Origin of the sequence: Marinobacter sp. DS40M6 (assembly GCF_028581595.1) — a bacterium.
Taxonomy (GTDB): domain Bacteria; phylum Pseudomonadota; class Gammaproteobacteria; order Pseudomonadales; family Oleiphilaceae; genus Marinobacter; species Marinobacter salarius.
Map to the genome: position 1 here is coordinate 552057 of NZ_JAFCAE010000002.1, position 14583 is coordinate 566639.

General features: G+C 58.2%; 13 protein-coding genes. 5 read left to right on the plus strand and 8 right to left on the minus strand.

The genetic code is table 11. The features are described 5' to 3' along the window. Positions 1-1071: an ABC transporter ATP-binding protein gene (locus JJO78_RS06595; RefSeq protein WP_036204120.1), complete on the plus strand. Its 1071-nt coding sequence runs from the start codon at positions 1-3 to the stop codon at positions 1069-1071. Positions 1072-1082: 11 nt separating this feature from the next. Here the strand turns inward: JJO78_RS06595 and glpK are convergent, their stop codons facing one another. From glpK to JJO78_RS06610, 3 genes are all read right to left on the minus strand, one after another. Next, entirely contained in the window at positions 1083-2564 is a 1482-nt protein-coding gene (glpK, locus tag JJO78_RS06600; protein ID WP_036204117.1) for a glycerol kinase GlpK, read from the minus strand. Positions 2565-2840: 276 nt separating this feature from the next. Further along, positions 2841-4415: an ATP-binding protein gene (locus JJO78_RS06605; protein WP_036204115.1), complete on the minus strand. Its 1575-nt coding sequence runs from the start codon at positions 4413-4415 to the stop codon at positions 2841-2843. A 58-nt stretch (positions 4416-4473) separates the two neighbouring features. After that, the gene (locus tag JJO78_RS06610; RefSeq protein ID WP_036204113.1) at positions 4474-5211 is read right to left on the minus strand and encodes a response regulator; all 738 of its coding nucleotides are present in this window, start codon (positions 5209-5211) and stop codon (positions 4474-4476) included. Positions 5212-5510: 299 nt separating this feature from the next. Between JJO78_RS06610 and JJO78_RS06615 the strand changes: the two genes are divergently transcribed. Next, positions 5511-6275, plus strand: coding sequence for a GNAT family N-acetyltransferase (locus JJO78_RS06615; protein ID WP_075195990.1), 765 nt, complete (start codon positions 5511-5513; stop codon positions 6273-6275). Positions 6276-6311: 36 nt separating this feature from the next. Then, entirely contained in the window at positions 6312-7118 is an 807-nt protein-coding gene (locus JJO78_RS06620; RefSeq protein ID WP_075195991.1) for a lysophospholipid acyltransferase family protein, read from the plus strand. A gap of 1 nt (position 7119) precedes the next feature. Here the strand turns inward: JJO78_RS06620 and JJO78_RS06625 are convergent, their stop codons facing one another. From JJO78_RS06625 to JJO78_RS06640, 4 genes are all read right to left on the minus strand, one after another. Continuing rightward, the gene (locus JJO78_RS06625) at positions 7120-7578 is read right to left on the minus strand and encodes an FKBP-type peptidyl-prolyl cis-trans isomerase (protein WP_041333500.1); all 459 of its coding nucleotides are present in this window, start codon (positions 7576-7578) and stop codon (positions 7120-7122) included. Then, positions 7578-9788 carry an acetyl-CoA hydrolase/transferase C-terminal domain-containing protein gene (locus JJO78_RS06630; RefSeq protein WP_075196024.1) on the minus strand — a complete coding sequence of 737 codons (2211 nt, stop codon included), beginning with the start codon at positions 9786-9788 and terminating at the stop codon, positions 7578-7580. Before JJO78_RS06630 ends, JJO78_RS06625 begins: the two co-directional genes overlap by 1 nt. Positions 9789-9948: 160 nt before the next feature. Beyond that, positions 9949-10263 carry a hypothetical protein gene (locus tag JJO78_RS06635; protein ID WP_041333497.1) on the minus strand — a complete coding sequence of 105 codons (315 nt, stop codon included), beginning with the start codon at positions 10261-10263 and terminating at the stop codon, positions 9949-9951. A 249-nt stretch (positions 10264-10512) separates the two neighbouring features. Then, positions 10513-11550, minus strand: coding sequence for an NADP(H)-dependent aldo-keto reductase (locus JJO78_RS06640; protein WP_036204104.1), 1038 nt, complete (start codon positions 11548-11550; stop codon positions 10513-10515). 90 nt (positions 11551-11640) lie between these two features. Here JJO78_RS06640 and JJO78_RS06645 point away from each other — a divergent pair, with 90 nt between their 5' ends. Both JJO78_RS06645 and JJO78_RS06650 read left to right on the plus strand, forming a co-directional pair. Beyond that, positions 11641-12888, plus strand: a complete 1248-nt coding sequence (locus tag JJO78_RS06645) for a glycosyltransferase family 4 protein (protein ID WP_075195992.1) — start codon at positions 11641-11643, stop codon at positions 12886-12888. Beyond that, the gene (locus JJO78_RS06650) at positions 12854-13429 is read left to right on the plus strand and encodes a phosphatase PAP2 family protein (protein WP_036204101.1); all 576 of its coding nucleotides are present in this window, start codon (positions 12854-12856) and stop codon (positions 13427-13429) included. Before JJO78_RS06645 ends, JJO78_RS06650 begins: the two co-directional genes overlap by 35 nt. Here the strand turns inward: JJO78_RS06650 and dinB are convergent. Beyond that, the gene (gene dinB, locus JJO78_RS06655) at positions 13404-14468 is read right to left on the minus strand and encodes a DNA polymerase IV (RefSeq protein ID WP_036204097.1); all 1065 of its coding nucleotides are present in this window, start codon (positions 14466-14468) and stop codon (positions 13404-13406) included. The genes JJO78_RS06650 and dinB overlap by 26 nt on opposite strands. Positions 14469-14583 lie beyond the last annotated feature (115 nt).

Sequence of the window (14583 nt, forward strand, 5' to 3'; positions counted from 1 at the left end):
ATGACCGATAGCCTGGCTCAGCCTGCTGACTGGCTGCTGGAAGTAAACAACCTGTCCTGCGGGTATGGCGATGGCTCAGTGGTCAGGAACGTCAACTTTGCCCTCAGTCACGGCGACATCGGCTGCCTGCTGGGCCCCAGCGGTTGCGGAAAAAGCACCATCCTCAGGGCATTGGCAGGATTTCTTCCCATCAATACCGGTGAGATTTGCCTGCAGTCCAGTTCCATCAGCCTGCCCGGTCGCACTCTCGCCCCTGAGAAGCGCCGAATCGGCATGGTGTTTCAGGACTACGCCCTGTTCCCGCACCTGACAATTGCCGAAAACGTCGGCTTCGGCTTGCGCAGAGAGGATCGCGAGGAAAAACATCAGAAAGTCACCGAGTTGCTCAAGGTGGTTCATCTGCAGGATCTTGCCGACAACTACCCCCATGAACTGTCGGGTGGGCAGCAACAAAGGGTGGCGCTTGCCCGTGCCCTGGCACCGGAACCCACGTTGATACTGCTGGACGAGCCGTTCTCTAACCTCGACGCAGATCTGCGCCGCCGACTCAGCCTGGATGTGCGGGAAATCCTCAAGACACTGGGCATCAGTGCCATCCTGGTCACTCACGATCAACAGGAAGCCTTCGCCATGTGTGATCAGGTGGCGGTTCTGAAAGACGGCGGAATACAGCAATGGGACGTGCCCTACAACTTATACCACGAACCCGCCAACCGTTTTGTTGCAGGTTTCGTGGGCCAGGGAGGTTTCGTTCCAGGAAAAGCGTTGGGGCCGGACACGATTGAGTCCGAGCTGGGAGTCATCCGCGGCAACCGCGCATACACCTGGCAACCCGGCACGCTGGTCGACGTGCTGATCCGGCCAGACGACATCGTCTACGATGCCAACTCCGAACTTAAGCCAAAAGTGGTGGAAAAGACCTTTGCCGGGACGTCGACGCTCTATCGCTTTCGCTGCTCGGAAGACACCGAGTTCGAGGCCCTGTTCCGGAGCCATCTGGACTTTCACCTGGGCGAACACGTGCCAGTCCGGGTGGAGGCAGACCATCTGATCGCCTTCGAGAGAACCTGAGAGCCCGAGCCTCAGTTATTACAAACCCGCTCCACGGAATCCAGCCAGCCGGCGTACAGGGTCTCCCGCAGTGCCGGCTTCATAGCCGCCTCGAAGCGATGTTCCCGCTCCCAGAGTTGTGCTATCTCGTCCAGCCCCTGGTATACACCGGTCTGCAGCCCGGCCAGATAGGCCGCCCCCAGAGCCGTGGTCTCTGTCACGCGGGGGCGGTCCACTGGCACGTTGAGGATATCCGCCAGAAATTGCATCACCCAGTCGTTGACCACCATGCCACCATCCACCCGCAGTGCCTGCAGGGACGCACCATCGTTCTGGATGGCGCGGATCAGGTCCTTGGTCTGATAGCAGACGGATTGCAGGCCGGCGGTGACGATCTCGCCGATTCCGGTGTCCCGGGTAAGGCCAAGAATCGCCCCGCGGGCGTGAGGATCCCAATGTGGCGCACCCAGACCGGTAAAGGCCGGAACCAGATAAACAGGGTTTTCCGCCCCCACTTTCGAGGCGTAATCAGAGGATTCGCTGGCGTGACTGATAAGCTTCAACCCGTCCCTGAGCCATTGCATGGCGGCGCCGGCAACAAAGATGCTGCCTTCCATGGCGTAGCACGGTTTGCCATTCAAACGATAAGCCATGGTTGTCAGCAACCGGTTTTCGGAGCGTAGCGCCTTTTCGCCGGTATTCAGCATCAGGAAACAACCGGTGCCATAGGTGCTTTTCGCCATGCCGGGCTCGAAACAGGCCTGCCCAATCAATGCTGCGTGCTGGTCGCCCGCGATACCGGCGACCTGCACCGATGCCCCCAGCCACTGCCTGTCGGTGGTGCCAAAATCCGCGGCAGAATCGAGCACCTCCGGCAACAGCGCCCGGGGAACCCGGAAGAGGGTCAACAACTCGTCGTCCCATTGCTGACTATGAATATTGAACAACGCGGTGCGCGAGGCGTTAGTGGCATCGGTCTTGTGGGAGCGCCCACCAGTCAGATTCCAGAGCAGCCAGCAGTCCACAGTACCGAAGGCAAGCTCGCCAGCTTCCGCCCTCTGACGGGCACCGTCCACATGGTCGAGTATCCAGGCAATCTTGGTGGCGGAGAAATACGGGTCGATCAGGAGCCCGGTGCGTTCCACCACCCTACCTTCATGGCCATCGGACTTGAGTTTGGTGCAAACAGACGCTGTGCGTCGATCCTGCCAGACAATCGCGCGGTGAATTGGCTCTCCGGTTTTCCGATCCCAGATCACCGTGGTTTCCCGCTGATTGGTGATGCCGATACCTGCCAGGGTTGAGGCATCCAGCCCTGACGACTCGAGAACCTCCCTGCACACCGCCAATGTACTTTGCCAGATTTCGCCGGCCTCATGTTCCACCTGGCCATCTTTCGGAAAGTACTGGTGAAATTCCTGTTGCGCCGTGGCGATGGCTTGGCCGGAGGCATTGAAAATGATCGCGCGGGAACTGGTGGTCCCCTGATCGATGGCGAGCAGGTGCTGGGTCATGGGGCGTCCTTTCAGGGGCTTCAGCATTATTCTGGTCAATGCTGCAATCTTCTCAAAGGATTGCTAAGAACGCTACGGTAAAGTCGGGCATAAAAAAAGGGCCGGAAAACCGGCCCTCAAATGACGAATGAAACAAGGAAAGTTCGTAAGAACTACAACCTCAAAAGTCATCCCTTACACATTTAGTATCGGCTCGGATTGCCCAGCCTTCAGTTGAGGTTGTGTTGCGCCTTTGTTACATCAGGTTAGGGGCTGAGAGGCGCATCACAAAACGGCTTAGAGGGTGTGCTCCACCGGCTTCTTGCGAGGCCAGACCAGACTGAAGCGGGCTCCGCCCAACTCGTCGCTGCGACTGACAAACGCCTGCCCGCCATGCCAGTAGAGGATTCTCCTGACAATGGAGAGGCCAAGGCCATAACCGCCCGAGGTTCGGGTACGGCTGTCATCGAGGCGAGCAAATGCAGTAAACACTTTTTCCCAATCCTCTTCGGGAATACCAGGGCCGTCATCCTCCACATCAATGCGGCAATTATCCTCATCAAACTGGCAGTGGACTTTCACGCGGCCGGCCGCGTAGCGTGCAGCGTTTCCTACCAGATTCTGAACCGCCCGGTGCAGATACCGAGGCTCCACATCAGACAGTGACCAACGCTCGGATTCATCGTCAATGTCTGCCTCGATGGTGTGATCCGGGCGGACCATCTGCTGCTCGCTCACCACCTGGCGAACGATATCACTGACCGACCGCTCCTGAAGCGCAAATACGGGACCACCCTGCTCCAACCGGGCGTAGGTCAGGATTTCATCGATCAGCTCATCAAGCTCCTGGATGTCGCCGTCAATGCCATCAAGCTGCTTCTGGAGCGCCTCCGGAGAATTGGCGCTTTCGATCATCTGGACACCGAATCGAATACGGGCAACCGGTGTTCTCAGCTCATGGGAAACCGCGTGGATCATTTCCCGCTGAACCCCTACCAGCCGCTGAATATGCTCCGCCATACCGTTGAAGGCTGCGGCCAACCGGGACACAAGGCGACTGTCGCCTGCATCCACCCGCGCCCCCATCTCGCCGCGGGCTATGCGAATTGCCACCGACTCCACGGCCCGGAGATTGCTGTCTACATCCCTTAACGCCAGATAGAGAGCCAGTGCGAGAACGCTTCCCGCCACTACAAGCAATAGCAGCATTACCGGCCATGCCCAGGGACTGAAGGGCGCAGGCATAGCCATGTCCACGAGAGTGCCATCTTCCAGACGGATCAACACCTGGGCACGATCCCGGGAGGGATGATGGTATAGCGAGATACCCCGCTCGGAGACGCGTTCGAGAACCTCGGAATCCGGGAGTGCGGCCTGATCCCGAACCGCCATCAGCTCTACCCCGAGCGTATCGGATAGCTGCGACATGGCACCTTCCCTGCCATCCGAAGACATGTCATCAAGATGCAGGCGAGCGATGAGAGCGGTTGCCTCGGCAACATCGCTGTAGATATCCCGAAATCGCAGGTCGATGATCCCACCGCTATCGTTCCGGACCATCACCTGCTGGCCGATACTGGTGTCCATCGCCACTACCTGGCCATAGGAAAGGCGCTCCATGATGACATCGGACACCGACAGGTTACCCGGCGGCGTCACCCGGAAATCGTAGAAAGACTTGAGCCAGGGATACTGTTGCTGAGGATGAGGAGTCGCGACAAGCCAACGCAACAGGGGCTCTGAAAAACGCTCCTGCCAGTACTGCTCCCTGACGGAATTCACACCCAGGAACAATGCGGCACAAAACAGGAGAATCAGAAAGGTAAGACCAATCAGCCGGGCGTAAAGCTTGAGAAAAAACTTGAGGGGCATTGCGATAACCCTGGCAATGAACGCCGGCCCCGCCGGGCCAGCGCCAGAGACTGAACAGTCAGGCTTCCTTTACGAACAGGTAGCCTTTGCTGCGTACGGTTTTAATGCGCCTCGGGTGGATGGGATCGTCGCCAATCTTGGGACGTATCCTCGAAACCCGGACATCGATCGAACGGTCCTGGCCATCGTATTCGATCCCTCTCAGGGCGGTGAAGATTTCCTCCCGACTGAGCACTCGGCCAGCATTGCTTGCCAATAGCCAGAGCAGGTCGAATTCCGCGCTGGTGAGGTCGATACTGTCGTCGCTCAACCATGCTTCACGCATTGACCTGTCCACCACCAGGTTGTTGAACTGCAGCCTGACCGGTTCTTCACCGCTACCCTCTTCCGCAGCCACCGAACCATTCTCGGTAACCCGCCTCAGCAAGGCGCGGATTCTCGCCAGCAGCACCCTTGGCTGAACCGGTTTGCCGATGTAATCGTCGGCACCCATTTCCAGGCCGAGCACTTGGTCCAGATCGTCCGTGCGGGCAGTAAGCATGATAATCGGGCCTGGATAAAAAGGCCGCGCACGCCTGCAGATAGACAGTCCATCCTCACCCGGTAACATCAGGTCAAGCACGACCAGGTCCGGCTGTTCCTTGCGAATGCGCTCCACCGCGTTCCCACCGTGAGTTTCGAGGGTGACAGTCAACCCGTTACTCTCCAGGTACTCCCTGGTCAGCTCTGCCAGCCTCTCATCATCTTCGACTATAAGAATCCGCCAACTTTCGTTCGTCTGTTCCACGCCATCCATCTCTGATTTTGTTTTTCCGGTTTCTGAAACGTCCGGCCAACGTCACCCCACATGGCCGGAACAGAGCTGCCTGTCAGAAGATCAGCTACCCAACTGACAATACAGGCTACCTCCTGTAACAGCAATTATACATGCTATTCAGAAATATACATGGAACCGCCTGTTCGTTACAGCCCGTGACAAAGGTCACACCTCCACACCGATAACGGGACTTGTCACAAAGTCGTCATCCCCCGTTCATTCCGATGTCACACGGGATTCATAGCCTTGTCGAAAAGTGGAAACAAAGAGACATTGCCATGAACGCCCAGACCGCCCGCCTGTCACGCTCGGCCCGACAGCTCAAAACCGTCATTACCCAACAGCCGGATCTCGTTGAATCCGCTCAGAAATTGCGCTATCAGGTTTTCTCGGAAGAGTATGGTTCTGACCTGGGGGCTACCGTCCCTGGCATTGATGCGGACGAGTTTGACCGATTCTGCGATCATCTGATTGTCACCGATGAGAACACCGGTGAACTGGTCGCTACAACACGAGTGCTTCACCACAGCCAGGCCATGGAAGCCGGAGGCTTCTATTCCGAGGGTGAGTTCGAACTCTCTTCCCTTTACCAACTCCCCGGGACTGTCGCCGAGCTTGGGAGAACCTGCGTGCACCCGGACTATCGTAATGGTGCGACCATCAGCCTGTTGTGGGCATCCGTTGCGGAATACCTGGTATCGCGAAACGTGGATTACCTGATTGGCTGCGCCAGTATCGGTATGTCAGATGGCGGCCTGAAAGCCTGGCGCATAGCCCGATACCTGCAGCGGGAATTCCTGGCCGGCGAGGAGTACCGGGTAACCCCGTTACGGGCAATGCCGCACCTGACCCACACTGTCAGCGAGGATCGCCCGGTGGACGTTCCCGCGCTGATCAAGGCCTACATGCGCCTCGGCGCCCGCGTCTGCGGCGAGCCCTGCTGGGACCCGGACTTCCGTTGCGCAGACCTGTTGGTGGTGCTGGACGTCAACAACCTGGCCAGTCGCTACAGCCGCCATTTCATGCGCAAACAGGCCCAGTAGACAACCGGGACTACCCTGGCAACCCGAGGATTGGTTATGGAACTGATACGCCTGACCGCAAGACTGGTACTCTTTACCGGCTTCATGGGCCTGACGGCAACGCTTGCCGGCACTCTGTTACTGGTTGAGACCCTGTTCCGTTGCCAAATCGACCGCGCGCCCTTCGCCCGCATCTGCTTTAACGGAGCCAGTCGCTGCCTTGGCTTTCGCATGTCCACGCAGGGCACCTTCAGCAACAGGCCCGTGCTCTATGTCAGCAACCACATCTCCTGGTCGGACATTCCTGTACTTGGCGGACAGGTGCCCCTGCGCTTCCTGTCCAAAGCGGAAGTAGGCCGCTGGCCGGTGATCGGTTGGCTGGCCACGCAGGCGGGCACGCTGTTCATTCAGCGCGGCAGTGGCAAAGCCGGCCAGGCCCGCGACGAAATTGCCCGCACCCTTCTGAACGGGCAATCGGTGCTGGTGTTTCCCGAAGGCACCACCACAGCCGGAGTGACCGTCCTGCCCTTCCATAGCCGGCTGCTTCACGCCGCGGCGGATGCAGGCGTGGACATACAACCTCTGAGCATCGGTTATTTGAGAAACGGCCATCCCGACCATTTGGCGCCGTTCATTGGTGACGATGAGTTTCAGCATCATTTAATGCGCATGCTGCGCCAGCCGGCGGTCGAGGTCGGCGTTATCGCCCATCCGGTGGTGACTATCGACGACAGCACGGACCTGACAGATGTAACGCGGGATTTGCGGCAGACAGTACACGATGGGTTGCGGCAGATTCAGGCGGGACGCCTTTCAGACCAGGCATCAGACGGGCCGACAGCGGTTGCCGGCCCGGAGCTGTAATTCAGCTCAGCGGATGGCCGGCGTTGATTTCCTCTTCCGTGGCTTCACGCTTACCGATGATCTCCAGATCAAAGTACAGGGTAAAACCCGCCAGAGGATGGTTGGCATCCACCCGCACCAGATTGCCATCAATGCTTACCACCTGTACCACCTGGGCCGTGTCGCCGGTATTGGTTTGAAACTTCATCCCTACCTGCAGGTTCTCCACGTTCTCGAACATGGAACGGGGTACTTTGCGGATCAGCTCCGGATTATGTTCTCCATACGCCATGGCCGGAGGTACGGTCACTTCCAGGCAATCACCGACATTACGGTCTTTCACCGCTTTCTGGATGCCTTCGATGATTTCCGGGCTGCCTTCCAGGAAATGAAGCGGCTCGCTGCCCTCGGAGGTGTCAACCAGCTCACCGAGCTTGTTCTTGAGGACATAGTGGACGGTTAATACAGCAGGTTTTTGCATCAGGCGTTTGTGTTTCCTGTATTCGGGGGTGTATCAGTCAGATTCAGGCCATGGATAACCAGGCGCCGGTCCAGTCTCGCCTTCAGGCTCCGGGGTTTATCCAGGCTCATGCGCTCCAGCAACGGCTGGTAGCGATTGTCGTCGTCGTTTGCCTTAACGGCGCGCCAAAAAGTCAACAGTTTACCACGACGAGTCGCCGTTGCGGCCTTCAGAGTTTGTAAAGCCTTGCCCAGCCGGAGTTCTTCATCGGTAAAGTCCCGCCCGAACGGGAATGCTGGAAACATATCCGTGTCTCCGGCGATCTTTACAGCCTCTCCAACCGCCTCCGGCGTGTTATTGCACCAGTGCTCAGGCAGACGAAACGAAGCATCCACTTTTCCCGCTTTCTGGGCCTGCTTCAGCAAATCGGCCTGGAAACGGGAATCTGCAATGCGGATCAGTTGCAGGTATACCTGCTCGTCGGACTGACCCCTCAGATCCGCAATACCGTACTCGGTGATGACTATGTCGCGAAGATGACGGGGAATGGTGCAGTGCCCGTAACTGAAGACAATGTTGGACAGTGTTTCCTCACCGGACTTACGGGTGCTGCGCAGGGTCAGGATAGACCGCGCGCCCGGCAGCTCGTGGGCCATGGCGACAAAATTGTACTGGCCGCCAACACCGCTAACCACACGACCGTCTTCCAGCCCGTCGGACACGGCCGCACCGCTTAGCGTATGCATCATCGCCGAGTTGATAAACCGGCCATGCACCCTCTGTGCAGCTTTCAGACGCTGGTTGCCGAACGCGTGGTCATATAAGTGGTTGATGTAGTTGACGCTGGTCATGCAGATGCGTTGGCGGTCGCGCGGCGCCAGGTCCCGCAACCGCTGATAGAAGGCTTCGGGGCCGACGAAGAAGCCACCATGCACCACAATCCCTCCGGTCAGTGACTTTCCCAGGGCCAACGACTCAATGGCGCTTCTCGCCTCCTCACTGTCGAGATCCGGATCCAGGGATTGCTCGCCCACACGCAACCGCCCGCCTTTGAACTCGACCTCCGGATTAAGGATGCCGTAACGACACAGCCACTGCACGTCCCTGGCCCGTAACGGCGAGTCGATCAACTGTTCCCGCCGCAGGACATCCAGGGTGTCGAGAGAAACACTGTGAGTAAGTTCGCCCCGGTTTATCAATGTTTGCAGTCCGGCATGATCAAACACCTCGCGGGTCAGGACACCCGCCTCCATGAGGTAAATAAAACCATCCACCATCATTTCACTGCAGCCGTAGAGTCCCTCCTCGAAGACATCCGTGCCACCGCACTCGGAAACCACCGGGAAGCGGTCTGCCACCTTCAGGTGATCAAACACCTGCGTCCAATGCTCGTTGTGACGATGCCGCAGAATCGCGCTGTGAACCAACGCCGCGCCCAGCGAGCCAATCCCCACCTGCAGGGTCCCTCCATCCCGGAGCAACGCACTGGCGTAGAACCCGATAAGGTGATCCTCCGGGCTGACCGACATTTGTGGTGCCGAAAACAGGGGGTAGTCGGAGGCGGCATGCTCCAGGACGATATCAAACTGGCCCGTCTCGACGGCGGCGTCATTGCCGAGAAAGGGCAAATGGCTGTTGGTCTCTGCCACCAACGCCACGGGGGTTCCGGCCGCTTCCCGCGCCCGTAACAGGGGCAGCAGGTCCAGACTCAGATCCGGGTTGCAGCTCAGGCTAACGTAGCCTTCCTGATCCGGCTCGGTCGCCGGAGCCACCATCTGGCCGACGACATTGACACCGAGCGCCATAAGGTCGCGCACTGCATGGGTGTAGTTGGTACAGACATAGTTGCGCTGTTGGTCCTTGTTATTCAGGAAGGACCCGGCCTTGAAGAAGAACTCGGATACCCGCACGTTCTCGGGCAAACGCTGACCAATCACGTCCCGTGCGTAATCAAGTTCCGGAATCCGCCCGTACAGGCGCTCGGCGAACGGGCCCATGAAACGCTTTTCCAGCGATGAACTGCCACCGGGCGCGGTCAGGGATAGCGCCGTGACAATGTGAAGCTCTATGGACGGATCGTCCTTGGCACGCTGGTAGAGAGCATTGGCAAAACGTATGGGTTTACCAAGCCCCAGTGGCAGGCCGAGTGTGATGCGCTTACCCACCCGGCGAATCAGCTCGTCTACACAGGCGCTGCTGTCTGCGAGCGTTACCGGTTGTTCCTCCACCATCGCGGCCATAGTGTTACTCCCTTAGTTGCCGTCAGAATGCTTACCGATATGGATAATCACATGTGCCATTGCGACAGGCAATGCACTGAGACAGATAAGCGGTGGCGAGGATTCGTGGGAGGTCAGTCAGGGTTCAGAAGGAGAAAACGTCGGCGGGAGTTCAAAAATTCCAGCGAAGGTTGAGGCAGGCGCCCTCTTCAAGCAATGCAATACCGTGGTCCGGCTTGGCACGATCAGACGCGTAGGACTTCTTTCCCGAATCTGAGCCGCTGAGACTGAGGCTCAGCAGGCGAGAACCAATGGTCGCATACATGTCGGATTCTTCACGCTCGAAGTCACCCGACATCTCTTCCTGAAGCTGATACACATTCTCGGCCGGAACTTCGTCTGCAAACACACGTTCGCTCGCTTCGGCGCGAACGACGAAGGCGATCATGTTGAGTGCAAGTAGTGCGACGAAGATACGGATAATCATAATAATTCTGGCGACCTGTAATCGAAGCGGAATTCTACTGTCATGTAATGCTTAAGTCTAATGATTAAAGGTCAGAAAGATGTGATTTTGCACACAAAAGCGCCGCTTTTTTGTCACAGGATCACCGCATTTTTGTCAAGAAAACAGCAATTTTTGTTGCAAACTGTAAGCACCCCACTCTGCCGCCTGTAACGGTCAGAGTGGCTGCTTCACGATGGGAGTTGTTAAAAAACCGTAACGCTTGCAGGATTAAGGGCAGGGGTAGGTGTACACCTGGTTAAGGTTCTCTATCTCCCCAAGCACCTCTTCGCTCAGGGACACCGACGCTGACCCCAGGTTTTCACGAAGCTGCTCAAGCGTCGTGGCCCCAATAATGTTGCTGGTAACGAAATCACGGCTGGTCACGTACGCCAGCGCCATCTGTACCGGTGACAGCCCGTGGCTGGCCGCCAGGTCTACGTAGGCTCGGGTCGCCTCGGCACCACGACCGCTGGTGTAACGGGTGAAGCGCTCAAACAAGGTCATCCTGGCGCCTTCCGGGCGCTTGCCATCGAGATATTTGCCAGAGAGCATGCCGAAGGCCAGCGGGGAGTACGCGAGCAGACCAACCTGTTCACGGCAGGCAATTTCCGCCATTCCCACCTCAAACGTGCGGTTGAGCAGGTTATAGGGGTTCTGGACGCTGACCACCCTGGGCCAGTCATGCTCCCGGGCCAGCCTGAGGTATTCGTTCGTTCCCCATGGGGTTTCGTTGGAGATTCCTACGTGGCGGACTTTGCCTTCCTTGACCAGCTCCGCCAGTGTGCCCAGTGTCTCTTCAATGGGGGTCGCCTGCTCGTCCACACTGTGCCGGTACCCCAGCTTGCCAAAGAAATTGGCGTTACGATCCGGCCAGTGCACCTGATAGAGGTCGATATAATCGGTCTTGAGCCGGCGCAGGCTGTCTTCACAGGCCTGACGAATATGGTCCCGGGTCAGGCGCGGGCCATCCCGGAGGTAACCCAGTCCATTACCCGGCCCCGCCACTTTGGAAGCAATCACCAGATCGTCGCGACGGCCCCGCTTCGCCAGCCAGTTGCCCAGATAGCTTTCCGTGAGGCCCTGGGTTTCAGCCCGCGGGGGCACCGGGTACATCTCCGCGGCATCGATGAAATTAATGCCCTCGGAGGTGGCCAGGTCCAGCTGCTCAAACGCTTGCTGTTCGGTATTTTGCTCGCCCCAGGTCATGGTGCCCAGGCAAATCTCGCTTACATCAATGTCGGTCCTGCCGAGCTTGCGGGTTTTCATGCGTACTCCCGAATCTGATTGGTGAAAAAGGTAAAGGGATTGTCACGGGATTGTCCCGGAACTGTCATGCCAGGTTTCCATAGTGGAGGCATGAAAGAGGAAACCACAGGTAACACCGCGATGAGAGTCACCCAGGCTTCAGGGCGCAAGCACCACATTACCATTGTTTCGGAGACCTTTCCTCCGGAAATCAATGGCGTGGCGAACACCCTCAGGCACCTATGCCTGGGCCTGATGCAACGTGGCCACAAGGTGACGGTCATCCGTCCACGCCAGCGCCATGAATCGAAAGGACGATTCGATGGTGCCGGGGAATGCCTGTTTTCCGACGAGCAAGTTGTGACCGGCCTGCCGCTACCGGGTTACAGTGACCTGAGGTTCGGAATGACCCGGCCGGGCTTCCTGGCCTCACTCTGGAAGCATCAACGCCCGGATGCCATTTACGTTGCCACTCAAGGCCCCCTCGGCGTAGCGGCCGTTGCGGCCGCCAGACGGGCCGGCATCCCGGTCAGTTCCGGCTTTCACACCAACTTCCATGCCTACAGTCGCTACTACGGTGCCGGGTTCCTGGAAAAACTGTTGTGCAGCTACGGCCGTTGGTTTCATAACAGGACGGCCATAACACTGGTCCCCACCCGGAAAATCGCACAAACCACCCATGACATGGGCATTCAACCGACATCGGTCTGGAGTCGCGGCGTTGACTGCACCCGTTTTTCGCCCCACAAACGGGACACGGTGCTCCGGCAACAATGGGGACTGCAAGCCAACGACCGCGCGGTACTCTATGTTGGTCGCCTCGCTCCGGAAAAAAACCTTCAGATGGCGGTGTCATGCTTTGAGCGTATCCGCGGGCTGCACCCCTGCGCGAAATTCATACTCGTAGGTGATGGGCCGATGCGCAAGCGCCTTGCCGAACGCCATCCGGATTACATTTTTGCAGGAACCCGCCGTGGCGAAGATCTGGCCCGGCACTATGCCTCCGGTGACATCTTCCTGTTCCCCAGCAAAACCGACACCTTCGGCAACGTGGTTACTGAAGCCATGGCCAGCGGCCTGGCGGTGGTTGCTTTTGACGATGCCGCCGCCAGCGAACATATCCGCCATGAAGACAACGGCATGAAGGCTCAGCTCAGCAACGACGAAGGCTTTGTCGATCATGCCCTGCGCCTGGCTGACCAGCCAACCCTGATGAACAGGGTACGGGCACAGGCACGCCTGGACGCACTGGACCTGAATTGGGCCGCACAGGTTGAGCAGTTCGAACACCTGATACTGAACCAGCCACTGAGGAACAGCTACAATGCCCTCCACAAGCAAGGCATCTCGCTTCTTTAACGTGGTGGATCAGAGGGAATTTGCCCTCTGCCAGTCCATCAATCGCTCTCTGCGGTTTCGACCGGTTCAGGGGTACTTTAAGGTTGTCAGCCGGCTGGGTGATGGTTGGCTATGGTATCTGGTCATCCTGTCGATGCCAGTGCTTATGCCTCAGGCCGGGCTCGCCATCGCGCTGCTGATGGTGGCTACCGGCCTGACCTGCACCATTACCTACAAGCTGCTGAAGCGCTGGCTGATCCGCGAGCGCCCGTTTATATCGTTTCCTTCGATAAACTGCGGCACACCGCCCCTGGACCGTTACAGCTTTCCGTCCGGCCACACCCTACATGCCGTCTGCTTCAATACGGTGCTGGCCATGACAGCGCCTGAGGTGGCCTGGCTGTTGTTGCCGTTCACCCTGAGTGTTGCCGCCTCCCGGGTCGTGCTCGGCCTTCATTACCCCAGCGATGTAGCGGCAGGCGCCTTGATCGGCGGTTGCCTGGGCCTGGCTTCGGTTAACGGCCTGTACGACCGGTTTATTCAAATAGCCGCAGTTGCATAACCGGCGACTCATCACTGCGAAAGCGCACGCCCAGCCCCAACAGGCGCACCGGGCGACCCGTATCAGTCACCAGTTCATCCAGCAGCGGCTGATAGTCTTCCAGCTCGGGCTCCTGAATCCGGTCGCGCACACGCTCCAGGGTATGGGTGGAAAAGTCGCTGTAACGAATCTTGATAAACAGCTTGTGAATGGGTTTTCGGCCGGCCTTGCGGCTGAGCCGGAGGTTCAGGTCGGCCACCAGCGAGGCCATCACCGACTCGCAGGCGCGCTTGTCCGGCAGGTCCTGGGAAAAGGTCCGTTCCACGCTGACGGACTTGGCAATGCGCGACACCACCACATCCCGGTCATCACGGCCGAACGCCATTTCCCGCAGCCGGTACCCCTGCTTGCCAAACTTCTCCGGCAGGGCTTCAGCGGGTAGCGCCTGAATGTCGCCACAGGTGGCAACGCCCATCGTGTGAAGTTTGCCAGCGGTCACTTGCCCCACGCCAAAAAGCTTCTCGACCTTCAGGTCCTGAACGAAACCCTTGACGTCCTCAGGGCGGATCACGAACAGGCCGTCAGGTTTTTTCCAATCACTGGCAATCTTCGCCAGGAACTTGTTGGGGGCCACACCGGCGGAAATGGTGATACCCACCTCATCTTTCACTCGTTTGCGCAAGTACTGCGCCATCAACGTGGCACTGCCCTTATGCTCGGTTACCTCGCTGACATCCAGGAAGGCTTCGTCCAGCGACAGCGGCTCCACCAGATCGGTCAATTCCCTCAGAATGGCCATCACCTGTTTCGACACCGCCCGGTAGCGGGCCATGTCCGGCGGCACGGTCACCAGGCCGGGGCACAAGCGCCGGGCTTCGCCGCCAGGCATGGCGGACCGCACGCCAAAAGCCCTCGCTTTATAGTTGCAGGTGGTAACCACTCCGCGGCCACCTTCGCCACCCACGGCCAGCGGAACTTCCCTTAATGAGGGATCGTCCCGCATTTCCACGGCGGCGTAGAAGCAGTCGCAATCTACATGGATAATCTTGCGCTGGGCCATGACTCTTCAATCAAGTAAATTATCTGTACATATGTACAGCCTTGTATCTTACGGTAACATGCTGAGAATGTCAGGAGCTCCGAGTAGCAACTCCCAACGACGACAGAGACAGGTG